The sequence below is a fragment of the Paraglaciecola sp. 25GB23A genome (genome assembly GCF_040012495.1).
Lineage (GTDB): Bacteria > Pseudomonadota > Gammaproteobacteria > Enterobacterales > Alteromonadaceae > Paraglaciecola.
The window spans coordinates 974,338-997,623 of the sequence record NZ_JBDYKM010000001.1 but is presented as its reverse complement, the minus strand read 5'-3'; the positions used below and the strand labels follow the sequence as shown (position 1 = coordinate 997,623).

Genomic DNA, 23,286 nt, shown 5'->3' with positions numbered 1-23,286 from the left:
AGAGATGACTTGGTTCGACCGCAATCCACTTTATTTGTATCTGTTGCACGTAGTATGATGTAGTTTCAAAGTGCGAAAAACCAAGGGTGTTAAAAATACTAATGGAATCGAATTCAATAATTGCACAAACACATACCAAACAATGTACCCATGACCAAAAATTGAGTTGTGGAAATTGTCGCCTCAATACGATTTGTATGCCTGTGAGTTTGCACGTCGATGATATTGACCAACTCAATAAAATTATTCAGCGAGGCCGACCTTTAAATAAAGGTGAATATTTGTATCGAGCCAACGATACATTTACATCTGTATATGCCATCCGTTCTGGTGCAGTTAAGGCCCTGACTATCAGTGACAATGGTGACGAGCAAGTGACCGGCTTTTACTTACCTGGAGAAGTAGTGGGTTTAGATGGTTTAGCCAATAATAATTACACTAATTCGGTTATTGCTCTAGAAACCTCTTCGATTTGCGAAATTCCCTTTGGTCGACTTGAAGAGCTCAGTGTGCAGTTGCCCAAATTGCAACGCCATTTTTTACAGTTGATGAGTCGTGAAATCACCCACGAACAGCAGATTATTAGTTTGTTAGGCAAAGCCAGTGCTGAAGCCCGTATTGCTTCTCTACTTCTGAGTATTTCAACCCGCAATAGTAGTCGCAAATTATCGGCAACCGCATTTTTACTGCCTATGTCGCGCACTGATATTGGCAACTATTTAGGACTTACCATTGAAACTGTAAGCCGAACGTTTGCCCGCTTGCAGAAAACCGATGTGATTGCAGTAGATAAAAAAGAAGTGCTCATTAAAGATGTTCTAGGATTGCAACAACTGGCTAAAGGGGCCGAGTAGTCCTCACCACCATAAACTCAAATATTGATACACATCAAGATCACTTGTCGACTGAGCTAGTATGCTAATGCCAATATTATAAAGGCAAGTTTGCCCTTGGCATTAGAAGGTATTCAATGAATGAGCATCTCACCACTTCACTCCCAGTAATATTTACCTGTCTAAAAAATTGTGAAAACGCGCAGTTTGCCAATGACTTATCTAAGGTAATGGATATTGAAGGAATAGCCCAAGGTTACACTATTATTGAGCTTGCTCAATCAGACGCAATGCTTTCATCCCTGCAGTGCAGCAGTAAACAATGTATGGCGATTGATGGTTGCCAATTACAATGTGCTAAAAATGCCTTATCCCAACTCAACATTTGCCCTACTTGGCATATTGTTCTGACCGACTTTAGCGATAATTTAAGCCATAACTCCCCATTTAATTACGCACAGATGGCCCATGTATTAAAAACTATTCAAACTTTATTAACTTCAGCCAATTAAAGTCTTTACCATAAAGCTTGAGCAATACCCTGCTTGCCAGTTTATTTAAAATAATCTAGATTTTATCTTATTATCTTGTTTTAAAGCTAATTTTATCCAGCTCAATAATATAAGGCTCAACAAATTCGTCTGATGTGCCAATCTAACGCTTGCAGCGCCGAGCTATATAAGAAAATGTGAGACTAGTGTGATTTAACATTTTGGTGGCATGATTAGAAGGTGGTTCATAGCCAAACTTTCAACTATGATGCACTGCAGTATCTATTTAAAACTAAGTGAATTAATGCCCATGAGTTGTCGACTAAATATACAGGTTTTTAGTTCTCTATTGCTGTTGGCTTTTTCAAACTTAGCATTTGCTATAAACATAAGCTTGATCATACCTGACAATAAAGGCCCGGCTTTTTGGGCTCTGGTTCATCATATTAGCGCCGCAGCAGCTGAGCGAGTTGATGTTAATTTAGAGGTCATATATGGTGGAGAAAATCGTTATTCAGTGCGCAGTATTATCGAAGAAATTACTGCGCGTAAAAATAAACCAGACTATCTTATTTTTAGACCCTTTTATGGCAATGCAACAATAGTATTTGACAAAGTTGAGGCAAGTGGCATTCACTTTGTCACTTTAGAACAAGCTTTCTCAGGAGACGAGGCGAAACAATTACAACGGCCACAACAAAAATATAAATATTGGATTGGTGAGGTTAGTTATGACAACGCTTCCGGTGGTCAACTATTACTGGATGCTCTGCTTGGTGAGTTAAAGATTCAACAGCCTACACTTAAGCCCTCTATCACAGCTATTGGTGGGGACTTTGATAATCTATCCCAAACCAGAGAGTATGCATTAACCCAACTGCAACACAATAGAGATCCTAGATTCAATCAAGTTTTCCCCAGCCATTGGAATCCAAATAGCCTAAAAGAGAATATGGGCTTGATTCTTGAGCGTTACCCCGCTACCAGTATTTTTTGGTGCGCAGGTGACCAATTAGCCATTGAAACATTAAAACAATACCGTCAGCTTTCTGATAAGCCGATAATGATAGGAGGTTTCGATTGGCTTCCGGAAGCACTTACCAAAATAAAACAAGGTGAACTTAGTGCCTCAGTGGGCGGACACTTTTTGATGGGCGCTATTGCGATTATTAAAATAGTTGATTTTCAAAACGGTGTTGACCGTTTTTCAACCCACCCAGAATCCTATCAATTTGAGTTAATTACTCGACAAAATGTCGATACTTATCTGGATTTTTTAAAGAAAAATAACTGGAACCATGTTGCATTTGAGCAGTTTTCAACCAGTAAAACAGAAGGAACGCCTCTCCCCTTAACTGTAAACAACATCATAAAGTTTGCCCAGTTCAAGTCGCAATAAAAAAGTATTTGACCTTATTATCTACCTCGATTTGCTCAGCAAAACCCTCGTTAAGGCAGGCGTATTCCAACTCAAACTGATAAAGAGCCTCACGGTCGTATGGGGGAATAACACCATCGACAGCCAGATCATAAAAATAAGACACGGCTCTTACTGCTTGAATATTATTCTCATCTAATGCTTGAGAAATCATTTTTTTCGTTAATCGCCACCAAGTATCATCCTCTGGCGGTGGCATAAACTGGCCTAAAATAACAAGGACTTGTTTGCTTGTCAGCTGCTCGCTGCCGGCCAATTCTGTTAAGCAATCATCTGCAGTATGCAAGGAAGAGGCAATAGAATTCGCCCAGTTAACAACCTCGGGTACAGACCCAATTCCAAGTGCCAATTTATGGCTATAGGCCGTTGCTTGGCTGGCATAATTAGTTGATTTTATGACCTTCATATCTCGATAAACTGACATCACTTTATGGTTTTTATATTACGCAAAAAAGCAGAAAAAACATAATTCTCTGTCAATAAGTTATAGGGATTGTAGGTTTCAACGCCTAATAGACGCTCACAGTGAGCTTCAACTTACTGTTGGTAAGTGAGCTTTGAGTATTTCGTATAGTTCAGGACGGTGCATTTTGATCTCAGCAACGGTGAGACCTTCTAAAGAGTGTGGATATTTTAACCACGCCGCTGTTTCATGAACGTAGTAGTCTGGTTCAAAATCGACTTCGCGGCGGCTAGGTTTATAAAATGGGATCGCAATACGCACATCTGTGGGCATATTCAATCGGGTCGCAGCGCGCAGCTGCTCTAAAACAGCAGCAATAGAACGACCGGTATCAAAGACGTCATCGACAATAAGCAGTTTGTCATGATCTTGCACGTTTTTGACCAAATAATTGAGATCATGCACCTTTACCACTCTAGATTGCTGATCAATACCAGCGGCGTATGACGATGTTCTGATCGCGATGTTATCGGTTTCAATACCGTGATAACTTAAATACTCTTGGACGGCAATGCCAATCGGTGCACCACCCCGCCAGAGCGCAATGATGAAAGTCGGTTTAAAACCACTGGCAAGAACCATTTGCGCCAGTTTGAAAGAGTCGACTAACAGTTGTTCGCCAGAAAGGTACGTTTTTTCCATTATATTAACCATGTATAATCGCTACCAACATCATACTGAGATGAACTGCATTCTTATAGGTAAACGATGAAAAAAATATTTTTAGATGAAGATACTTTGATCCAAGACGCATTTCGTCTTGGCGTGAAAATTTTTGAATCGGGGTTTCGCCCTACGTTTATTGTAGGCTTATGGAGAGGCGGAAGTTCAGTGGGTATTTATGTTCAGGAATGCTTGCAAACATTGGGAATTGACACCGATCATATTTCTATTCGAACTTCCTATAGTGGTCTGCCGAGCTACCAATCAATGGTGAACGCCCCTGAGACCATTCGTGTACACGGCACTCAGTACCTGATTGAAAATTTAAATGCAGACGATTCACTACTGATTGTTGATGACGTGTTTAGTACTGGTCTCAGTATCGAGGCGACAATAGTTCGACTGCGCAAACACTTGAAAAAGAACTTACCAAAAGATATTCGAATCGCCACGCTTTACCAACGTAAGGATTACAAACGTGCTGATTTAGCCTTAAATTACTTTCTTCATGAAACCGACAGTTGGCTAGTGTTTCCTTATGAACTAAAGGGCTTAAGCGCAAAAGAAATTGAAGTGTATAAGCCCTATTTACGCGACTTGATGAGTTAACTGTTGCCATTATTATTATGAGTGCTGCGATGCCATTAATACCACAGTGCTAATAATGTCGACTTATTGATTAATATAACACAGTAAATCTTTAACTAAAGTCCATGCCTGCTCAGTCAATATTTAAAGAATAAAGCTGGTATATATCCCAAACACACACACGACCAACAGAGCAACTCCGACAAATTGGAAAAAACGTGGGGTTTCGGCTTGTTTTATTCGTTCATGGAGGCGCTGTCCAAAAACATGACCGAGCAAAGCACAGGGCAATAGCCAAAGTTGATGAATTAATTGCAAGTCTATCCCCGCAATGACAAACGATGTCATCTTGATCATGACCAAAATAAACCACAATACAAACAAAGTATCGCGCAACTGATGGCGCGGTACTTTGGTGGCAAATACCGAAACAATTAATGGCGCGCCAATCAATGAAGTACCACTGACATAGCCGCCAAGCATCAAAAATATCGTATCAAGCGTTTTATTATTACTATAAAAAGGTTTATTAAGGATATAAGACACGGCAAAAATGGCCACGATAACAAAAATAACCCCAGTAACAGTATCACTTGGTAAGGTCAGTAAACCAAATACACCTATAAGTTTTGGGATAATCATGATGCCAAGAGCTTTTTTAAGATAAGCCCAGGCAATATTACCTTCACCTTCAGTTATTACTGCGCCCTGCTCTGTTGCCAACTTAGCTTGTCTTTTGTTGGCGATAGCACCGCGCCACGCAATCCAGCTGGAAAAAACTAACAGATGAATCGAGATTATCGGCAAAAAGACCAGTGGTTTATTATGTACCAATAACAAAAATGGCAAAGCCAACACCGCACCACCAAAACCTAATCCACTGCGTACAAAACCACTCCACACAAAAATTAAACCAATTAAGGCGTACTGCCACCCAAGAAGATGTTCCACAAGTTTCCTTTTTTAAAGTATTTTTGGAGTGAGGTAAAGCAAGCTATTTTAACGATAATTAGTATGTAAAGTTCAGCCTTGTTTCAGCTGAAAATTAAAAAACTTACCTACGCTAGCGGAATTTGTTTAGAGTCAGCAAGAACTGAAAACTACAGGAAACTTAGCGCTTAAGCTTTTTTGAAGATCCATGTTATTGAAAAACGGACCTTTAATAATAAAAATAAATCATAACAATGACTTATAACAATACCCGAGCTCATAAACTCGCTTTTTAAAAACCTTCATCATTGAGCCATGAAACTGCTTCTTCTTTTGTGTGAAAGAACTGCCTTTGAAAAGTTGGAAACCCTTTAATCTTAGCAGGAAATGCCTCCAATTTGACACTGGCGACTTGATTAACGATAGCTTCTTTGGACAATCCACTTGCATAAGCGTAATGAGACAGTTCAATCATTATTGGTTTGCAGTCGGGAGTATATAATTCCCATTCATCTACAACAGATATCATTGCCCAAGTTTGACCTACTAGAGGCTTGATAATTTTTTCTATAGCTTCTTTGTAATCATAGGCTGCTTGAATATTCCAGCTACCTATTATGTATGCGTGTAAAATAAGCCCTTCGACTTTTAATTCAAATGCTCCATGAGCATGAGCTTCAAACATAATACCGACCTCTTGAATTGCGTTTTAAGCGACCTTTTTGCAGTTAATATTCTAACTTTTACACTAATTATAAATATGCTCAAAAAACATCAAAATAGTAATATGGTAAATAACCTTAGTTAACATTTTTGTTTGTGCCTAAGTCCCCGAGATAGATTAACAAGTAGGTATTATCAATTATAATCAGTTCTACTGAAGTACTATGACACTTGGTTGTCATAGGAGTTATCAATAAAACATAGCTCTTTGATAGTCGATTGATAAAATAATGTATGTTGCAAGGTTTGCATATTCGACCAGTCGAAGTAGGCATAAATCATTTTGACTTTGAACAATTTTCTAGTTGCAACGGTTGGACCGCACCTTGCTCTGTTGCGTGGGCCAAAATTAGTTTGGTTTGGCAATCGGGTTTCGACTGATAGTATAAGTGCTACTGCCCGATAGCACCCTATACAAATGGGGTCTCAATGACCTTTCTGATGAGGGTTGTGAATTTAACCTAAATGTAATTACTCACAAGTTTGTCGCCGAATGAGTATTAGCGGATAAATTCGGCTTAGGCTACTTATAATCGTTCATTGAACTCCTCAGCAACAGCCACTACGGGTGGTAAATTAACCAGCTTCATAAATTGAGTTTTATCCAATACTGTCAAAAAGTCTTGTTTAAACTCAGAAATTGACTTCAAGTGGCGAAGTACTTTACTACATTGATACTTCTGTCCAGCGGCCTACAACTCATAGTAGGCCGTGTTACTCAAAGCGATTACAACTCGCAACAACGCTGAATTTCATCCATATTGCAGGTAATAACCGTTACATTTTGATACCCCACCCGCTTGAGTTGTTCTGCACCAAGTGCAGCTCTGGCTGAAGTAGCACAATGCAGATAAATGGGCCGTGTTGGATCTTTCTCTAATTCCATCAACTTCATTTCAAGCAAACCACGGGGGATATTGATTGCCCCAAACGCGGGTTTTGTTTGATGTTCAGCAGGCTCACGCACATCAACTAATAAGCCTTTGTTTGCTTTACGCTCACTTGCGGCAGTTTGTGCATCGATACAACGGACATGTTGTTTTACTTCTTTGATTAAATCAGCAACAGGTAACAGCATAATTTACTCCTCAAAACCTAATTTTTTTAGAATAGTGATCATCGGACACCAGCAAGTAAACGCTGATTGAAGCAAGTTAAGCCCAATAAATGCACTAAAAAAAATCCAATTGGGACTGACCCAATAAGTTAATGCTAAAGATAACAATAGCATGACTCCAGCAACTAAACGTAAGGCAGCATGTAATTTCATTATTTCTCTCCACAGTGAATGTTTAACTATATTAGCGCTCCCTAATATTAGAAGCAACTAATATTAGAAGCAACTAATATTAGCATTTCCTAATATAATCACTATAATAGTCTGTATCGTTGCTAAAAATGGGTAAGTGGAAATCGTGGATCTAGTACAACTCGCTAATAATGCCGGTCAGGCTGAATCATTTATGAAGATATTGGCAAATAAAAATCGCTTGATGATCTTATGCACTCTGATGAATCAAGAACGCAGTGTCTCTGAGTTAAACCAAAGCGTGCCCTTAGGCCAATCGGCTTTGTCACAGCATCTGGCCGTATTGCGCGAACACAATTTGGTAGACACACGTCGCGATGCCCAGAGCATTTATTATTCCGTCAGTGATCCGCGGGTAAAACAGATCATTGAAAAACTCTATGAGTTTTTTTGCGGCGCCTAATTAAATTTTTTGCTGGAGAAAACTGTGTCTGAACAACAAAACTCACATCCAATAGACAAAGCGGTTCGTTACTCCCTAAAGGGAGGACTGCCTCTATTTTTATTTATGTTTGCATTAGTGGCGGGCATTATTGCTTTGCAAGTCACTCCACGTGAAGAAGAGCCGCAAATTGTTGTCCCCATGATTGAGGTTATGGTGGACGCCCCAAATTTATCTGCTCGCCAAGTAGAGCGACAAGTTACCACTTCACTTGAGAAACTACTGACCCAAATATCAGGGGTTGAACATGTTTATTCCACGTCTTTAGATGGACAGCTGTCAGTAATTTTACGCTTTTATGTCGGTGAAGATCGCGAAGATGCTCTGCTTAATACCTATAACAAACTATATGCAAATCAGAATCTTATCCCCGCAGTAGTGCAAAACTGGTTATTAAAACCCGTGGAAGTGGATGACGTACCCATTGTTATGATTGGTTTGACCAGCAGTGATGAACAACAATATAACGATGTCGCTTTACACCGTATAGCGCAAGAAGTATCTACCTTATTACAAGGCATTGAAAACACCAGTGAAGTCAAAGTCATCGGTGGCCGTCAACGTAAAATCCAAGTTGAGTTAGATGTTACCGCCCTTGCCGCCTATCAAACCAGCGCCTTAAATGTTTATGATGCCATCAGACTATCAAACCAATTACGTCAATCATCTGCCATTGTGATGGGTGCCAAAGCGGTGTTAATTGAATCAGGTGATGTGCTGCGTAGCATCGACGAGTTAAACAACTTAGTGGTTAACATGGTCAATGGCAAAGCCGTATTATTGCAAGACGTAGCCACTGTCATCGACGGACAAGAGACCGTTCAAGCCTACCAATGGCTGGAATATAGTCACCAAGCTAAACAGGATAGCCAAAGTACTGAAGACAAAGCCCTAAGCCAACAAGCGAATCCCATGGTAACCATCAGTGTTGCCAAACAAAAAGGCACTAATGCGGTCAGTGTGGCCCAAAACGTATTAAATAAAATGGCTGAGCTGAAAGCGGATTTTTTGCCGCCTGAAGTGCATTATAAAATCCTCAGAGATTATGGCCAAACAGCCAACGAAAAGGTCAATGATCTTACCTCTAGCCTTGCCTTCGCCATTTTTACTGTGGTGGTTTTTATCGCCATATTTTTAGGCTGGCGCGCGGCTATCGTAGTGGGCTTAGCGATCCCCGTGTGTTACGGCCTGACGCTCATGTTAGATTTGGTATTGGGTTACAGTATTAATCGGGTGACCTTGTTTGCCCTGATTTTATCGTTAGGTTTATTAGTGGATGATCCTATTACTGGGATTGACAATATCAGTCGTTTCCTGAATTTGCCTAAAGACAAGGATAAAAACACCAGAGGTGAGCGCATAGTGGCCGCCATGGCAGAAATACGTTCACCACTTATTATGTCAACCATCTCCATTATTCTGGCTTTTGTACCTTTAGCTTTTATCACTGGCATGATGGGCCCATATATGGCCCCAATGGCATTTAACGTGCCTATCAGTGTCACAATATCTGGGTTTGTGGCGTTTTTGATCACCCCCTGGTTGGCCTCCAAAATCCTTAAAAAGGAAGAAATCATCGAAGAGCCTAAGCGCTCATTTTATGATCGTATGCTTAGCCCTCTGATCGCCAATAAGCAGCGCTCTAAATTGGGCCTTTGGCTGGTATTAGTGTTATTTATTGCCGCCAGTTTATTGCCATTGCTGCGCAGTGTGCCGCTAAAATTATTGCCCTTTGACAATAAAAATGAAATCCAGTTACTGATCGACTTGCCTGAATCATCCACCTTGGAAGACAGCGCCGCGCTTACCCAACAAGTAATAGAAATCGCAAAAACACTGCCAGAAGTAAGTTTATTAGCGGCCTACGTGGGTGAAGCCTCACCGATGGATTTTAATGGAATGGTGCGTCAATACTATCAACGCAACGCCCCTTATCAAGCTGAAGTAAGAGTCATACTGGTAGATAAGTCAGAACGTGAGCACCAATCTCACGGCGTAGTACTACGCTTACGGGAATTGTTGGCGCCACTACAAGCCCTCAATACCCACATCAAAGTGGTAGAAGTACCACCCGGTCCGCCCGTGTTGAGCACTCTGGTAGCTGAGGTATACGCCGAGCCGTTTGTTGACTTAGCCACTCAACAACAAGCTGCAACTATATTGATGCAACGCCTCAAACAAGAGCCTTATGTGGTTGAAGTTGACTCCAGTATGACTGCTCCACAAAAGATTTCACGTTTTGTGGTGGATAAACAAAAAGCAGCGCTCTCTGGTATTTCGACCACTGATGTCAATCAAACTTTGGACCTTGCAGTACAAGGTTTAAGTGCCGGTGTTTTTCAGCGTGAGAATGAAGCCACACCACTGGAGATTGAGTTAAAACTGCCTTTCTCAAGCGCCAATCAAACCAGCGATTTTAGTACCCTGCCCCTTAAAGGTATGTTGGGCATAGCACAACAAGATGCTGGGGTAGGATTACAGCCAGCACCCCAACCTATTGTTAGTTTGGCTGAATTAGGTCAATGGCAAACGCTTGAAGTTAGTCAGCCAATTTTGCACAAAGACTTGCGCCCAGTCATCTATGTGATGGCAGAATTATCAGGTCGTACACCGGCCGAAGTCATAGCTGATATTACTTCAGATCGCATCCTCCCAAGCGAAAACAATAGCTTTGCCGATATCAATCAAGCCATGGCAGATAAGCAGGCCAGCGGCTGGCAAACGAGTGACTGGGAGACCCGTAATTATTTAAACTCGGGAGCGGGTATTAATTGGGCGGTGCCTGAGGGGGTCAGTATTAACTTTGGCGGTGAAGGCGAATGGTTAATTACCATTGATGTTTTCCGTGATATGGGTATTGCCTTTGCGTTTGCCTTAGTCGGTATATTTTTTGTATTACGTTGGCAAACCGCCAGTAGCGGTTTGGCTTTAATTATCATGTCAGCTATTCCCTTAACAATTATCGGTATTATGCCGGGCTTTTGGTTAATGAATCAGTTTGGTGAACGCTGGATAGGTGGAGCGCCTGATCCGGTGCTATTTACCGCTACTGCCATGATTGGCATGATAGCCCTCGCCGGTATCGTAGTGCGAAACTCATTGATATTAGTCGAATTCATTACTCTGGCTCGCTCACAAGGGGCCGATATCAAACAAGCCTTGTTAGCGGCAGGTACCGTGCGCATGCGCCCAGTGTTATTAACTGCGGGCACTACACTACTCGGCAACGTCGTTATTATTTTGGACCCAGTATTTAGTGGCCTCGCATTGGCCATCATATTTGGCATTATTGCTTCGACCTTCTTTTCACTGTTTGTTGTACCTATGGTGTATTTTTTAGTGTTCGACAAAGACAGCGATGTAAACACAGATAAATCTCAAGTTAATCCACTCCCAACCTCATCAACACAGGAGAACCCAGCATGAATTCGGTAAAGTTACGTAAGGTGATTGGCCCCATTGGCGCGGTACTCGTGCTGGTTATGTCTATAGCCTGGATGGCCGGTTTATTTACAGATAAGGTCGCCCCCCATGAAGTGACACCCTCTGCACAAAATGTGGCAACGACATGGCAAGTTGAGCTAAGTAGCGTGGCAAAAATGGAATCTGCACCGGCCAGTTTAAAGGCCCGCGAAACCACGTTAATATCCAGTAGGATCTTAGCGCGCATTGAAAAAATCAACGTACGTGCTGGCGACCAAGTTAGTCAAGGCATGCCTCTGATTGTGTTAGAAAACAGTGATTTAATGAGTCAAGTGGCGCAATCAAAATCACGATTAGCCTCTTTACAAGGCTCGATGGACGAAGCACAAAATACCTTGGAGCGCACCCAAAATCTAAAACAACAAGGCTTGGCCTCTAATGCGGAGCTTGACCAAGCTAAGGCCATGGCCACGCGTATTAGTGGTGAGATACAAGCCGCAATACAAGGACAAAAAGAAGCAGAAGCCGCTCTTAGCTACAGCAAAATCCTCGCGCCTATTTCAGGTAGAATCGTTGATAGAAAAGCCGAGCCAGGCAATATGGCGACTCCGGGGCAACCTTTACTCGCTTTGTATAACCCCATGTCCTTGCTTATCGAAGCTGACGTGCGTGAAGCGGTAGCAACCCGCTTAAGTCTTGGACAACAGCTCAGTGTGTATATTGACAGTTTAGATATGCAAATCCCGGCAACCATTTCGGAATTAGTGCCCGCAGCAGACCCTAACGCCCATAGTTTTTTAGTCAAAGCAGACATTCAGTTTGATGAAAAATTGCGGCCCGGTATGTTCGCTCGTTTACATATTCCCTTAGATGAAGAATCTGTCATTCTAGTGCCCCAAGGCTTGGTAGAAAGCTTTGGACAATTAGATAGAGTATGGGTGGTAAATGACGGCCAATTAAGCCGACGTTTTGTGCGCTTAGGCGAAGTTTATGGCGATAAAGTAGAGATTATTTCAGGTTTAAAACCAGGAGAAATAATAAGCCCTTTGATAAAATAAGCACTGTTGATGGGCAACTAAATACGGCACACTGAGGCCGTATTTTTTTATTCAAAATTAGGCTGACATGAAAATTAAACTGTATTTTGCCAAATATTTTCTTATTTCAACGACATTATTGTCTGTGTTGTCGCTCAATCTATCTGCCGCTGAGCATTGGCCGCAAGGCAATAAAGTCGCTATTAGTTTATCTTATGATGATGCTTTAAATAGCCAGTTAGATAATGCAGTTCCGGCCTTAAATCAACGCGGACTTAAAGCCTCGTTTTATGTTGTGCCTTTGTCAGAAGCCTTTAAAAATCGCATTCAAGAGTGGAAAACACTTGCCCAACAGGGTCATGAGCTGGGTAATCACACTTTATTTCACGCTTGTCGAAAATCTCAACCCGGCCGTGATTGGGTGCCAGTGCACAACAATTTAGATAATAAGCCTGTGCTGGCGATGGTCGATGAAGTCACTGTGGCAAATACCCTATTAACGGCTATGGATGGCGAAACAGTGCATACCCTTACCCCACCTTGTTATGATCAAATGGCTAAAGACGGCAATTATGTTGAAGCGGTTAAAGGTCAGTTTATTGGTATTAAAGGTAATGAAGATCCTAATTTTGCGGTGCTGCTAGCACCAAGTGATATTACTGCACAACAAATTATCGATTTTGTCGAAAAACAGCCTAAAAATATCAAATTAATCAACGTATTGTTCCACGGCATTGGTGGTGATCATCTTGTTACTACCACAGCAGAGCATGCTAAATTTTTAGATTACTTAGTAACGAACAGAGATAAATACTGGGTAGATACCTACCGCAATATTATGTTGGCACAGCATAAGCGCTAGCACTACGCGCAGTGATGGAATCGCTGCGCGCTCTTTAAATGCATCGCTATGCGATGGGGCATACCCCAATTTGATACCACATCTGTAGGAGCTGTCCGTAACGGATGTTATTTAGCTGCGAACTCTTTTAAAAAACCACAAAGACATCGCTTCGCGACACCGCATGCACTTCGTGAACAAGGCATGCGCTGTCGCTTACCGCAATCCATTGCGTTTTTCTAATGGCATCCCTGCCGCCCGACCATACTTTTTACCAACAGCCGTAAAAAGTAGGCAAAAAGGGCCGCTCTCCGGTCAACTTACTGAGCCAATTTTACATATACCTTGCTATCAAACCGGCGCGGAATTAAATCGAAGAATGTGGGCATCAAGCACATCATCTTTGGCCGCGGTAACTTAAAGCTTCGGAGCTGAAGCACCTCCTACAAAGGACATAATCTTTGTGGCCGAAGGCCATATTCTCTCGACTCAAGGCTCGCCGGTTATTGGCTAAATCATTCGGGTCAATTGGCATGGATAGCCAATTGAGCTTTTTGCCGTCGGGAACGGCTAAAAGTGGCCTGCTTAATTTGGTCAATAAACGGAATAAGAGCCTTGCCGGAGAGCGGCCTTTCTTCGTTAGTTCTTTCGGCTGTTGGAAAGAAGTAACTCAAGCCGCAGGGATGCGGCTTGAAGAAAGCAATGGATTGCGGTCGCGAAGCGATAAGTGCGCGCAGCGCATAATCTTAGTGGCCGCCGCAGGCCATGCTTAGAACAAACAGTGCGGTTTATTCAGCTGAGTCTTTTGACTCTTCTTTATTCAATTTATTTTTCGTTGGATCATATTTAGCAAACCAACCCATAATGTTGTCGGTTTTAGCCACTAAACGACTGGGGCGTGAGGCGATATAGTGGGGCGAGCCCGGTACACGAATCAGTGCGGTATCGACACCAAGCATTTTCAGCGCGGTGTAAAACTGCTCAGCTTCCCACGCGGGGGTGCGGTAATCTTCTTCTCCTACCATTAGCAAAGTCGGGGTTTTCACTTTATCCACGTAGCGAATGGGTGAATGTTTAAGAAAAGCCTCTGGGTTCGACCAGGGATCATCACGTATCCAATGGCGGCGCACATATTGTGCAATATCACCTGCCAACGCCATGGTCATCCAGTTGATCACGGGCTTAATCGAAGCTGCAGCGGCAAATCGATTGGTTTGAGTCACAATCCAAGCGGTTAATATGCCCCCACCAGAACCTCCGGTAACAAATAAGCGTTGAGGATCAGCATATTTTCTTGCCACTAGCTCATCCACAACACTCATTAAGTCATGGTAATCATTACCCGGATATGCCAGGTCAATTTCAAGAGCAAAATCTTCACCATACCCTGTTGAACCGCGCGGATTCGACCAAACTGTGACATAACCTTCTGCGGCATAACGTTGCATTTCACTGGCAAAATAAGGGCCATACATTGTATAAGGGCCACCATGGATTTCTAGAATAAGCGGGAAACTTCCATCGGCTTTAAAATCAGGCGGTAAGGCAACCCAAGCCTCAATCTCTTTGCCATCGAAGCTCGATTTGACTTTAAATTCTTCTACTTTAGCCATATTTAGATAAGGCAATACATCACTGTTCAATTCGGTCATTATTTTAGGATTTTTGCCATTAAGCTCAACCACGCCGATTTCGGCCGGACGGTCAGCAAAGCCTGCCATATAAGCAATCAAGGTTTTTTTACTAGTGCTGACAGAAAAACTACCGTCTGCATAAGGTCGACCAATCGAGCCGCCACCAATGCCGCTGATTACTTTTGAGACTTTCCCTTTGAGGTCAATGTTATATAAGCTTATTACGCCAAAATCCTCAGACAGCACCAGCAAGCTTTTACCATCAGGTGCCCAGCTAACATCACCCATTGATCCGGGGAAATCTGCTGCAATTTCTCTACTATCCGAACCATCAGTATTCATCAGGTACAAGTTATTTTGCTGATATGACAGCACTTTGTCATCATAACCACGGTAAGCAATCAACTTACCGTCAGGTGAGACAACTGGATTGCCATCAGGTCCATCGCGGCTGGTCAGCGCCTTCACTGATAAGTCAGCTAGGTCTACTGCATATATTTCACTTTCAACTGGGTCCAAATCACGGTCTTCGGCAGCATTACCAGACACCAACAATGTGCTGTTATTCAGCCAAGCTGGGCCCGACATATCGGCTTCACCAAAGGTTATTTGACGAGGTGTGCCACCATCAACCGGCAAAACAAACACTTGTGTTGCCCCTTCTTGCAAATAACCAGCGCCATCAAATCTAAAGGTTAAATCATCGATAACCTTCATTGCCGGGTTCCAGTTAGCACCTTCGGGTGGTGACATTGGCTTAGCGAAACTGGGTTTTTCAGTTTCAACAAACATACTAAAGGCTACTTTTTTGCCATCTGGTGACCATACTGCTTCAGACGGCCCTGCAAAAAACTGCGCCAATGAAAAACTGCGTCCGCTGTCCAGATAGAGTAAACGCAATTCTGGCTTACCATCCGTTGCTGTGGCATAAATCAAACGGCTGCCGTCTGGTGACCAACGCGGAGCACCCGCACTATTGGGCTCACTAACCAGTGGGCGGTTACTGCCGGTGCTTAAATCCAGTATCCAAATTTGACCTTTGTCTTTATCCGTCATACGGTCCATTGAATGACGCACATAGGCCACAGATTTACCATCCGGAGCAATCTGCGGATCAGTGGCATATTCCATATCAAAGACCCGCTCTGCGGTAAATTTCTTCGACTTAGCAGGGTATTCTTTTGCCTGTACCCCGATGGGTAACAACAAAACAAATAAGCCCGCCATTAATAGTGTTCGATTATTCATTATATTTCCTTACGTAATTAAAGTGCCCTAACCTGCCAAAAAACAACATAAGACGCCGTCAAACAGTAGAAGGCACCGAACTAAAAGTCCATAAACTTTTTGAGCCTGGCTCTACCGTAAACTAGCTTTACGTCAAGGTGATGAAAATTGGGACTTACCGGTAGCGATTGCACATTCACAGATACTTGCAAGCCAATTAAATTTTTGCTTAGATGCAGGCCATTTTAAATAACAAAGAAGTGACTATGCATTCTTCTAAATTAACACTTGGCTTAATCATCAGTTCAGCCTTGGCACTAGGTGCCTGTTCGCCCTCTAATCAAAATAGCCAAGCAGAAAATACTACTGTGCTTAAAAAACAAGAACCTCAAATTATGCAATACAATACCCCAGGACAGACAGATGCTGACCATCTTTACCTTGAAGAAGTCTTAGGCGATAAGGCCCTTGAAGAGGTTAAACAGTGGAATGAACGTACCCTTAGTAAATTAACTGCCGATCCTATTTTTGCACAATTAGAAAGCGAAGCGCTGGCAATATTACAAAGCAAAGACAAAATCCCCTATGTGTCTTATCGAAATGGTGAAGTTTTTAATTTTTGGCAAGACGCTGAGCATGTGCGCGGAATTTGGCGTAAAGCGACCCTTGAAAGCTACTTAAGCGATTCAACTCAGTGGCAAACCATATTAGACATCGATGCACTATCAGCCGCAGAAGGTAAAAATTGGGTATTTAAAGGCACAAGCTGTTTAGCTCCTGATTATGTACGTTGTATGCTTAATTTATCCGATGGCGGCAAAGACGCAGTGGTACGCCGCGAATTTGACACGCTGAGTAAAACATTTGTGCAAGACGGCTTTATCACTGAAGAATCCAAAGGTTCAGTATCGTGGTTAGATGAAAACACCATGGTCGTTGGTGTTGATTTTGGTGAAGGCAGCATGACTGACTCAGGTTACCCAATGGTGGCTAAATTATGGAAACGCGGCACACCACTGACTAGCGCGGTTGAATTCGGTCGAGGCGAACAAACTGATGTTGGCTATTGGTCGTCGGTTTGGGATTTGTCTGACGGTCGTCACGAAATCATCGCAACGCGCGCACTAACCTTTTACGACAGCGAAAACTATTGGTTTGCGCAAAACCCAGACGGCAGTATCGCCCCAGGTAAAAAATTACCTATACCACTAAAATCATCAGTAGCGGGAGAATTCAAAGGTCAGGTGTTATTAACCTTGGCCGAAGATTGGCGGGATTTTGCTTCAGGCACCTTAGTTAGCTTTGCAATTAATGATTTTATGGCAGATGGTAATATTGAAAACGTAAACCTCGTCTTTAGTCCTGATGAAAAGTCATCTATTGAAAATATCGGTACAACGCAATCAAAAGTCTTATTGAGTATTTATCGTGATGTAAGCGGTGCGGCTTATGAATTTGATTGGAATGGTGAACAATGGATGTCGAAAAAGCTCGACTTTCCAGCGAATGGCTCAGTATCTATCGGTAGTACAAATGATAAAGAAGACATCGCTTTTGTCTCATCAGAAAGCTTTTTAACACCAGATACGCTTTACGTTTACAACACCCAAAGCGGCGAAAAAACCAAAGCAAAATCTCTACCCAGTTGGTTTGATGCCAGCAGCATGGTGAGTGAGCAAAAGTTTGCGACCTCAAGTGATGGAACTAAAGTACCGTATTTTATTGTACGTCAAAAGGATATCCCCTTAGATGGAAGTAATCCTACTTTACTGTATGGCTATGGCGGTTTTCAGGTTTCTCTTAACCCAAGTTATTCCGCCACACGGGGCAAACTGTGGGTTGAACGTGGTGGCGTTTATGTACTTGCCAATATTCGAGGTGGTGGTGAATACGGCCCGAAATGGCATCAGGCGGGTTTAAAAACCCAACGTCAAAACATCTACGATGACTTTATTGCAGTTGCCGAAGACCTAATTAGCAGCAAAGTGACCTCGGTTAAGCACCTCGGTATTGAAGGCGGCTCAAATGGCGGCTTATTGATGGGCGTTATGTTTACGCAGCGTCCTGATTTATTTAATGCGGTAATTTGCCAAGTTCCCTTGTTAGATATGATGCGTTATCACACCTTGCTCGCTGGGGCTTCTTGGATGGGAGAATATGGCGATCCGAATGATCCAGTTGAAGGTGCATTTTTACGCAGTATTTCACCTTACCACAACATTGCCCCCGAAACAGACTACCCAGAAGTATTCTTTATTACCTCCACTAAAGATGACCGTGTACACCCCGCTCATGCGCGTAAAACCGCGAAACGCATGGAAGATCAAGGTCATGCCTTTTTATATTATGAAAACATTGATGGTGGTCACTCAGCTGCGGCAAATCTTAAGGAAACCGCCAAGCGTTTAGCCTTACAACATACCTATTTGTTTGAAAAATTGCGGGATAATAAATAAAGATTAACTAGAGTAAAACCCGTCGACCTGACTAATTCAAATAGAAATAGTCAGGTCGACCTTCCTATCAAATACATTCTAATTTAAGTTAATTCTCACTCCTTTGTTTGTTATTTTATCTTATTAAAAATCCGTGCCATCTAACGCAAACACTAAAAAACCACCTACCAACAAAGTCTTATTTATTGTTGAGCTGTTGTTGTTAATGGCTTGAGCCAACGGAGTTGCCCCAACGGGGTTGCCCCAACGGAGTTGCTAGCTGGGGAAAATTAACCTCATTGACAACATTTGTTATGAAATCAACATCTGTGGTTGATTTGTTCGTCCCTGAAGGAACTCCTACAAGGATTGATTTAGCACCTGTAGGAGCTGCTCCGTAACGGATGTTATTAGCTGCGAACAATCAACCATCATGGATAAATAGACATTTGTTTTGAAATCAACATCTGTGGTTGATTTAGCATTTGTAGGAGCTGCTTCAGCTGCGAATAATCAAGCATAATGGATAAATAGACATTTGTTATGAAATCAACATCTGTGGTTGATTTGTTCGTCCCTAAACCACGCCGGTTACCGGGAACTCCTACAAGGGGGGGATTTAGAATTTGTAGGAGCTGCTCCGTAACGGATGTTATCAGCTGCGAATAATCAAGCATAATGGATAAATAGACATTTGTTATGAAATCAGCATCTGTGGTTGATTTGTTCGTCCCTAAACCACTCCGTTGGGGCCACGCCGGTTACCGGGAACTCCTACAAGGGTGATGATTTGTCTTTGGTAAGAAGCTGCCTTAACTCTGTGTTCTCTGTGATGAAATGCTTTTGCTTTTGCTTTTGCTCGTAACTAGCAGCTCTAACCTATCTACTTACATCTCTTTTTTCTTGAAGAAATCAAATCGACCTTTATGCAGTTGTACCACACACTTCGCAGTGGGGATTTTTCATTAAGTTAAATGTTTGCCATTCACTGTGCATGGCGTCAAACATCAACAATTTATTCGCTAACGGTTTACCAAACGAAGTTAATATTTTAATGGCTTCAAGGGCTTGCATCGCACCAATTATTCCGACCACAGGCGACATTATCCCAGCCTCCATGCAACTCAGGTTTTGCTCGCCAAAACTGGCACATAAACACTGATAACAGGCATGCTCAGTTTGCTGGGTAAAACTAGACACCTGCCCTTCCATACGGATCGCAGCTCCGGAAACAAGTGGGGTAAGAGTAGCAAAACAGTACTTATTTAATTGTTTGCGTGTGGCAAGGTTATCTGAGCAATCAAGCACCATATCGTGCTGAGCCAATTGCTCTTTGAGGGTTTCATCACTCAATCTTGCCACCAATGCTGTAATCGATATCGCAGAATTCAAAGCGCTTAATGTTGCTTTAGCCGAATGACTTTTGTACTCGCCCACATCGTGTTCGGTATGAAGGGTTTGGCGTTGTAAATTGCTTAGGTCAACCTTGTCATCATCGACAATGGTTAATTGTCCTAGGCCAGCAGTGACCAAATACTGCGCAGCCGCGCAACCCAAGCCGCCTGCGCCAATTAACAAAACTCGGCTGGCCAATAGTCGTTCTTGGCGTTCTAAATCAAAACCAGGCAGCATTATTTGACGGCTATAGCGCAGGGCTTGTTGAGTTGTAAGAGTCTTAATGACAGGAGCAGATTTCATAATTTCACTTTGGCAATATTGAAGCGTTTTTTTAACACTAGCAGACGATAACAACAAGTCGTCGCTAAAAATAGTTGCAACTACTTTGCTTGATTTTAGTGAAAGTCGGCCATCCCTAGATACTTTAGGCTTGATTCACGGCAAAGATTGTTCAACATTTAGGCATTTACACACAGATAGTGGATTAGCCGTTGCAAAGCAGATAAAAATAAGTAAACTGCGCCTCTTCGGTCGGTGTGTAGCGCAGCTTGGTAGCGCACTTCGCTGGGGGTGAAGGGGTCGTAGGTTCAAATCCTATCACACCGACCATTAAATTCTCCTCCGCTTTAGTTTTTATTCCTCAGTTTTTATTCTCACCTTTTGATAATCATAATTTCATAAATATTGTTCGCTGAAAAAAGTGCTTAACTCACAGTTAAAATAGTGCAATAAAAGCAACTGCAAAACTCAATGAATCTGCTTGGCTGGCAAAATGGCACTTCAACTTTGATCAGTAAAACCTTGCACATCCACCATTTGCTCAACGTTATTTTGCCAATGAATTAACCGCAATGTTGCTCCAAACAACCAAGGTAGGTGTTGAGTGCTAGCCTGAACCGTTTGGGTAATTTAAACTCGGAATAAAACAGCACCGCGCCAACAATAGATAAAAAGAAGCGAAAGATTAAATCAGTAGGGGTAAGACCAAGGCAACTGACATGTAAAAATGGCGGGTAAACCTAGGACCAAGAGCCCTGGTTATTGATCAACAACAAAGCCGCCAAGGTTAAACCGCGAAAAACATCCAAACTAATTTGTCTGTTAATCTCTTGGCTTCGTTGGCGGCTCTGGTTTTTAGGGATGCAAGTGAATTATTACCAGTCGCGTTTTTTATGACCCAACAAAGCGTAATATAAAATAAACGCATACAAAGGCAACATGACCCAGTAAGCATCTTGACCATTACTTGCATCGGACAGCAAACCATAAATTAAGGGCACGATGGCACCACCGCAAATCCCCATGATTAATAAGGCAGAGCCACGCGCGGTAAATTTACCCAAGCCAGCTAATGCTAAGGGCCATACGGCGGGCCATACTAAAGCATTGGCAAACCCTAACAAGGCAATAAAGGTAATGGTATCGGGTAATAGTGGTATCCCTGCCCATCCCCACAAGGTAGACGACACAATTTGGCTAGCTGGATCACTAAATACCACTAACAGTGATAACAGCAAACCCAGCACGGCTGAAGCGACCAAAGCAACACCCTGACTGACCAAACGCGGGATCAACGCAATACCCAAACCATAACCAATTAACATAAATGCCATAGTATAAGATGTGAGTGAGCTAGCATTTGCCACGCCTAAATTTGAAGCAAATAAGCCAATAGTGTCACCGGCAATGACTTCTGCTCCGACATAAGCAAACAATGTCATGGCGCCAAGTACTAAAGCTGGAAATTGCAAAATTGAGGTTTTATCTGCTTGCCCACTGTTTTGAGCTTGCTGAGACTCTTGCTCTAAAGGCAATTCCGGTAAGGGGGACATTTTTAATAACCAAGCCAGTATGCTAAAAACAACTGCCATACCTAAATACGGATAAATCAAACCATGAGATAAGGCAGTAATGGTTTCGCTTTGTTCAAGTGCGGGCATAGCTGCTAACGACGCAGAGGATAAACTGGCAAAATCACCTAATACGATGGCGGTAAAAGCCAGTGGTGCAATTACCCCTGCGCCTTTATTCATTAAACCCATAAACATAATACGTACCGCCGCACTTTTTTCTGGGCCAATTTTGACCACGTAAGGATTCGCGGCGGTTTGCAGTATAGTTAAGCCAGTACCTATCACAAATTGTGCAATCAAAAACACTGAGAACTGTTGATAATAAGCCGCGGGCATATACAACAAAAACCCACCGACTAATATCAATAAACCGAGCGCCATGCCGTTTTTAAAGCCGGTTCGCTCTAATACTGCCGCCATGGGTAAGGCCATCACTGTATAGGCAACATAAAAAGCAAAGGCAACCATAATCGCTTGCGTATCAGTAAGTTGGCAAACCATTTTCAAATACGGTATCAATGCGCCATTTTGCCAAGTCACAAAACCAAAAATAAAAAATAATGCACCTATAATTGCTAAAGGTACAAAATTACTGAGGGGGGGCGCTTTTTGTTCAATACTTAAATCAGCGTTCATATACTGGGCCTTCCTGTGTTTTTTGAATTAATAAATCTGCCTTGGTGACACCTGTTTGTTGTTGAGCTAACAGCAATGCACCGTAATCGGGCTCATGTAAGGCTTTACTCAGTTTTGCTTGCACATCAGGCGCTAACCAAGGCTCTAGTTGTTTCGCTAAGCCACCAATCATCGATAAATTTTTATCGCTAAATATAAATAATCGCCGAGCTAACTGACTCAAATAATCAGCACCTTCACGCAATATACTCATCGCAATAGGATCTTTGTGTTGTGCGGCTGTAATCACTAAGGGTGCTAAGCCGGCAAAAAAAATAGCCGGCGCGCCGTTGACAATTTCTGCCACCGCAGTGGCATCTTTGCAGGCTAGTTGCTGTTTAAATGATTCCACCAAAGGCGAATACCCACCAATACCATCCATTGCCTCGAGACATAGACGGGCAGCGCTCAAACCTATCCAAGCGCCGCCCCCTTTATCACCGGCAGTAAAACCATGACCACCGAGATTAAGTTGTTGGCCATTTAACACCGAAAAAGCGGAAGAGCCAGTGCCACTGATGATCACCGAACCATCTTGGCCACCGTGAGCACCTAAACATGCAATGTGTAGGTCCGTGGTCAGATGCACTGTGGCAAAAGGATGCTGCCATTGCAGCATTTTCTGTTTGATACTCGGTAAATTAACCCCAGCCAAGCCCATACCGACATGGCATAAAGCTAAAATATCAGGACTTAATTGCGCTTGTGCCAATGCTAACTCACAGGCATCGACAATGGAGTGCTGCGCTAACGATAAATCGGTGGCAGGATTGGCTGAACCGGATAAACCTTCGCCAATAATCACACCACTATGATTTTGCAGCAGCGCCTTACACTTACTACCACCGCCATCTATGCCAATAAAATAATGACCTTGCAAAAC

The 23,286-nt window shown here is 42.6% G+C and carries 19 protein-coding genes and 1 tRNA gene; 10 read left to right on the top strand and 10 right to left on the bottom strand.

The genetic code is table 11. The features are described 5' to 3' along the window. Positions 1-101 precede the first annotated feature (101 nt). The 3 genes from fnr to ABKW31_RS04260 all read left to right on the top strand — a co-directional run bounded on the left by fnr (position 102) and on the right by ABKW31_RS04260 (position 2,723). The gene (gene fnr / locus ABKW31_RS04270; RefSeq protein ID WP_348614961.1) at positions 102-854 is read left to right on the top strand and encodes a fumarate/nitrate reduction transcriptional regulator Fnr; all 753 of its coding nucleotides are present in this window, start codon (positions 102-104) and stop codon (positions 852-854) included. A gap of 116 nt (positions 855-970) precedes the next feature. Then, complete coding sequence (locus ABKW31_RS04265; RefSeq protein WP_348614960.1) at positions 971-1,345, top strand: putative zinc-binding protein; 375 nt, start codon at positions 971-973, stop codon at positions 1,343-1,345. 289 nt (positions 1,346-1,634) lie between these two features. Continuing rightward, positions 1,635-2,723: an ABC transporter substrate-binding protein gene (locus ABKW31_RS04260; protein ID WP_348614959.1), complete on the top strand. Its 1,089-nt coding sequence runs from the start codon at positions 1,635-1,637 to the stop codon at positions 2,721-2,723. Here the strand turns inward: ABKW31_RS04260 and ABKW31_RS04255 are convergent. Together ABKW31_RS04255 and ABKW31_RS04250 are read right to left on the bottom strand one after the other, a co-directional pair. Then, positions 2,710-3,168: a hypothetical protein gene (locus tag ABKW31_RS04255; protein WP_348614958.1), complete on the bottom strand. Its 459-nt coding sequence runs from the start codon at positions 3,166-3,168 to the stop codon at positions 2,710-2,712. The genes ABKW31_RS04260 and ABKW31_RS04255 overlap by 14 nt on opposite strands. Positions 3,169-3,294: 126 nt before the next feature. After that, positions 3,295-3,867 carry a phosphoribosyltransferase family protein gene (locus ABKW31_RS04250; RefSeq protein WP_348614957.1) on the bottom strand — a complete coding sequence of 191 codons (573 nt, stop codon included), beginning with the start codon at positions 3,865-3,867 and terminating at the stop codon, positions 3,295-3,297. A 66-nt stretch (positions 3,868-3,933) separates the two neighbouring features. Between ABKW31_RS04250 and ABKW31_RS04245 the strand changes: the two genes are divergently transcribed. Further along, positions 3,934-4,497 carry a phosphoribosyltransferase family protein gene (locus ABKW31_RS04245; RefSeq protein ID WP_348614956.1) on the top strand — a complete coding sequence of 188 codons (564 nt, stop codon included), beginning with the start codon at positions 3,934-3,936 and terminating at the stop codon, positions 4,495-4,497. Positions 4,498-4,620: 123 nt separating this feature from the next. On the opposite strand, the gene ABKW31_RS04240 is transcribed toward ABKW31_RS04245, so the two are convergent. The 4 genes from ABKW31_RS04240 to ABKW31_RS04225 all read right to left on the bottom strand — a co-directional run bounded on the left by ABKW31_RS04240 (position 4,621) and on the right by ABKW31_RS04225 (position 7,399). Beyond that, positions 4,621-5,427 carry a sulfite exporter TauE/SafE family protein gene (locus tag ABKW31_RS04240; protein ID WP_348614955.1) on the bottom strand — a complete coding sequence of 269 codons (807 nt, stop codon included), beginning with the start codon at positions 5,425-5,427 and terminating at the stop codon, positions 4,621-4,623. Between the two features lie 271 nt (positions 5,428-5,698). Continuing rightward, on the bottom strand, positions 5,699-6,091 hold the full coding sequence (locus ABKW31_RS04235; protein WP_348614954.1) for a hypothetical protein: 393 nt from the start codon (positions 6,089-6,091) through the stop codon (positions 5,699-5,701). Between the two features lie 765 nt (positions 6,092-6,856). Then, entirely contained in the window at positions 6,857-7,207 is a 351-nt protein-coding gene (locus ABKW31_RS04230; protein WP_348614953.1) for a rhodanese-like domain-containing protein, read from the bottom strand. A gap of 3 nt (positions 7,208-7,210) precedes the next feature. Further along, a complete protein-coding gene (locus tag ABKW31_RS04225) occupies positions 7,211-7,399 on the bottom strand; it encodes a DUF2892 domain-containing protein (protein WP_348614952.1) in 189 nt (62 codons plus the stop codon). A 145-nt stretch (positions 7,400-7,544) separates the two neighbouring features. Between ABKW31_RS04225 and ABKW31_RS04220 the strand changes: the two genes are divergently transcribed. The 4 genes from ABKW31_RS04220 (at position 7,545) to ABKW31_RS04205 (ending at position 13,202) form a co-directional block, all read left to right on the top strand. Further along, positions 7,545-7,841 (top strand): metalloregulator ArsR/SmtB family transcription factor, encoded by a 297-nt coding sequence (locus ABKW31_RS04220; protein WP_348614951.1) that lies wholly within the window; start codon positions 7,545-7,547, stop codon positions 7,839-7,841. Between the two features lie 105 nt (positions 7,842-7,946). Next, positions 7,947-11,306 carry an efflux RND transporter permease subunit gene (locus ABKW31_RS04215; RefSeq protein ID WP_348615198.1) on the top strand — a complete coding sequence of 1,120 codons (3,360 nt, stop codon included), beginning with the start codon at positions 7,947-7,949 and terminating at the stop codon, positions 11,304-11,306. Next, positions 11,303-12,361 carry an efflux RND transporter periplasmic adaptor subunit gene (locus ABKW31_RS04210; RefSeq protein ID WP_348614950.1) on the top strand — a complete coding sequence of 353 codons (1,059 nt, stop codon included), beginning with the start codon at positions 11,303-11,305 and terminating at the stop codon, positions 12,359-12,361. Before ABKW31_RS04215 ends, ABKW31_RS04210 begins: the two co-directional genes overlap by 4 nt. 67 nt (positions 12,362-12,428) lie before the next feature. After that, complete coding sequence (locus tag ABKW31_RS04205; protein WP_348614949.1) at positions 12,429-13,202, top strand: polysaccharide deacetylase family protein; 774 nt, start codon at positions 12,429-12,431, stop codon at positions 13,200-13,202. 767 nt (positions 13,203-13,969) lie between these two features. Here the strand turns inward: ABKW31_RS04205 and ABKW31_RS04200 are convergent. Further along, positions 13,970-16,063: a S9 family peptidase gene (locus ABKW31_RS04200; protein WP_348614948.1), complete on the bottom strand. Its 2,094-nt coding sequence runs from the start codon at positions 16,061-16,063 to the stop codon at positions 13,970-13,972. A gap of 245 nt (positions 16,064-16,308) precedes the next feature. Here ABKW31_RS04200 and ABKW31_RS04195 point away from each other — a divergent pair, with 245 nt between their 5' ends. Further along, a complete protein-coding gene (locus tag ABKW31_RS04195) occupies positions 16,309-18,498 on the top strand; it encodes a prolyl oligopeptidase family serine peptidase (protein WP_348614947.1) in 2,190 nt (729 codons plus the stop codon). Positions 18,499-19,401: 903 nt separating this feature from the next. Here ABKW31_RS04195 and moeB read toward each other — a convergent pair. After that, positions 19,402-20,175, bottom strand: a complete 774-nt coding sequence (gene moeB, locus ABKW31_RS04190) for a molybdopterin-synthase adenylyltransferase MoeB (RefSeq protein WP_348614946.1) — start codon at positions 20,173-20,175, stop codon at positions 19,402-19,404. 232 nt (positions 20,176-20,407) lie between these two features. Between moeB and ABKW31_RS04185 the strand changes: the two genes are divergently transcribed. Next, positions 20,408-20,484, top strand: a tRNA-Pro gene (locus tag ABKW31_RS04185). A 545-nt stretch (positions 20,485-21,029) separates the two neighbouring features. Here the strand turns inward: ABKW31_RS04185 and ABKW31_RS04180 are convergent. Both ABKW31_RS04180 and ABKW31_RS04175 read right to left on the bottom strand, forming a co-directional pair. Further along, complete coding sequence (locus ABKW31_RS04180; RefSeq protein ID WP_348614945.1) at positions 21,030-22,364, bottom strand: sugar MFS transporter; 1,335 nt, start codon at positions 22,362-22,364, stop codon at positions 21,030-21,032. Then, a complete protein-coding gene (locus tag ABKW31_RS04175; RefSeq protein ID WP_348614944.1) occupies positions 22,354-23,283 on the bottom strand; it encodes a BadF/BadG/BcrA/BcrD ATPase family protein in 930 nt (309 codons plus the stop codon). The genes ABKW31_RS04180 and ABKW31_RS04175 overlap by 11 nt, the downstream gene beginning before the upstream one ends. Between the last annotated feature and the right edge of the window lie 3 nt (positions 23,284-23,286).

Coding starts and splice junctions, on each gene's coding strand:
- fnr (WP_348614961.1), top strand. CDS start 102: ATGGAATCGAATTCAATAATTGCACAAACACATACCAAACAATGTACC.
- ABKW31_RS04265 (WP_348614960.1), top strand. CDS start 971: ATGAATGAGCATCTCACCACTTCACTCCCAGTAATATTTACCTGTCTA.
- ABKW31_RS04260 (WP_348614959.1), top strand. CDS start 1,635: ATGAGTTGTCGACTAAATATACAGGTTTTTAGTTCTCTATTGCTGTTG.
- ABKW31_RS04255 (WP_348614958.1), bottom strand. CDS start 3,168: ATGAAGGTCATAAAATCAACTAATTATGCCAGCCAAGCAACGGCCTAT.
- ABKW31_RS04250 (WP_348614957.1), bottom strand. CDS start 3,867: ATGGAAAAAACGTACCTTTCTGGCGAACAACTGTTAGTCGACTCTTTC.
- ABKW31_RS04245 (WP_348614956.1), top strand. CDS start 3,934: ATGAAAAAAATATTTTTAGATGAAGATACTTTGATCCAAGACGCATTT.
- ABKW31_RS04235 (WP_348614954.1), bottom strand. CDS start 6,091: ATGTTTGAAGCTCATGCTCATGGAGCATTTGAATTAAAAGTCGAAGGG.
- ABKW31_RS04230 (WP_348614953.1), bottom strand. CDS start 7,207: ATGCTGTTACCTGTTGCTGATTTAATCAAAGAAGTAAAACAACATGTC.
- ABKW31_RS04225 (WP_348614952.1), bottom strand. CDS start 7,399: ATGAAATTACATGCTGCCTTACGTTTAGTTGCTGGAGTCATGCTATTG.
- ABKW31_RS04215 (WP_348615198.1), top strand. CDS start 7,947: ATGTTTGCATTAGTGGCGGGCATTATTGCTTTGCAAGTCACTCCACGT.
- ABKW31_RS04210 (WP_348614950.1), top strand. CDS start 11,303: ATGAATTCGGTAAAGTTACGTAAGGTGATTGGCCCCATTGGCGCGGTA.
- ABKW31_RS04205 (WP_348614949.1), top strand. CDS start 12,429: ATGAAAATTAAACTGTATTTTGCCAAATATTTTCTTATTTCAACGACA.
- ABKW31_RS04200 (WP_348614948.1), bottom strand. CDS start 16,063: ATGAATAATCGAACACTATTAATGGCGGGCTTATTTGTTTTGTTGTTA.
- ABKW31_RS04195 (WP_348614947.1), top strand. CDS start 16,309: ATGCATTCTTCTAAATTAACACTTGGCTTAATCATCAGTTCAGCCTTG.
- moeB (WP_348614946.1), bottom strand. CDS start 20,175: ATGAAATCTGCTCCTGTCATTAAGACTCTTACAACTCAACAAGCCCTG.
- ABKW31_RS04180 (WP_348614945.1), bottom strand. CDS start 22,364: ATGAACGCTGATTTAAGTATTGAACAAAAAGCGCCCCCCCTCAGTAAT.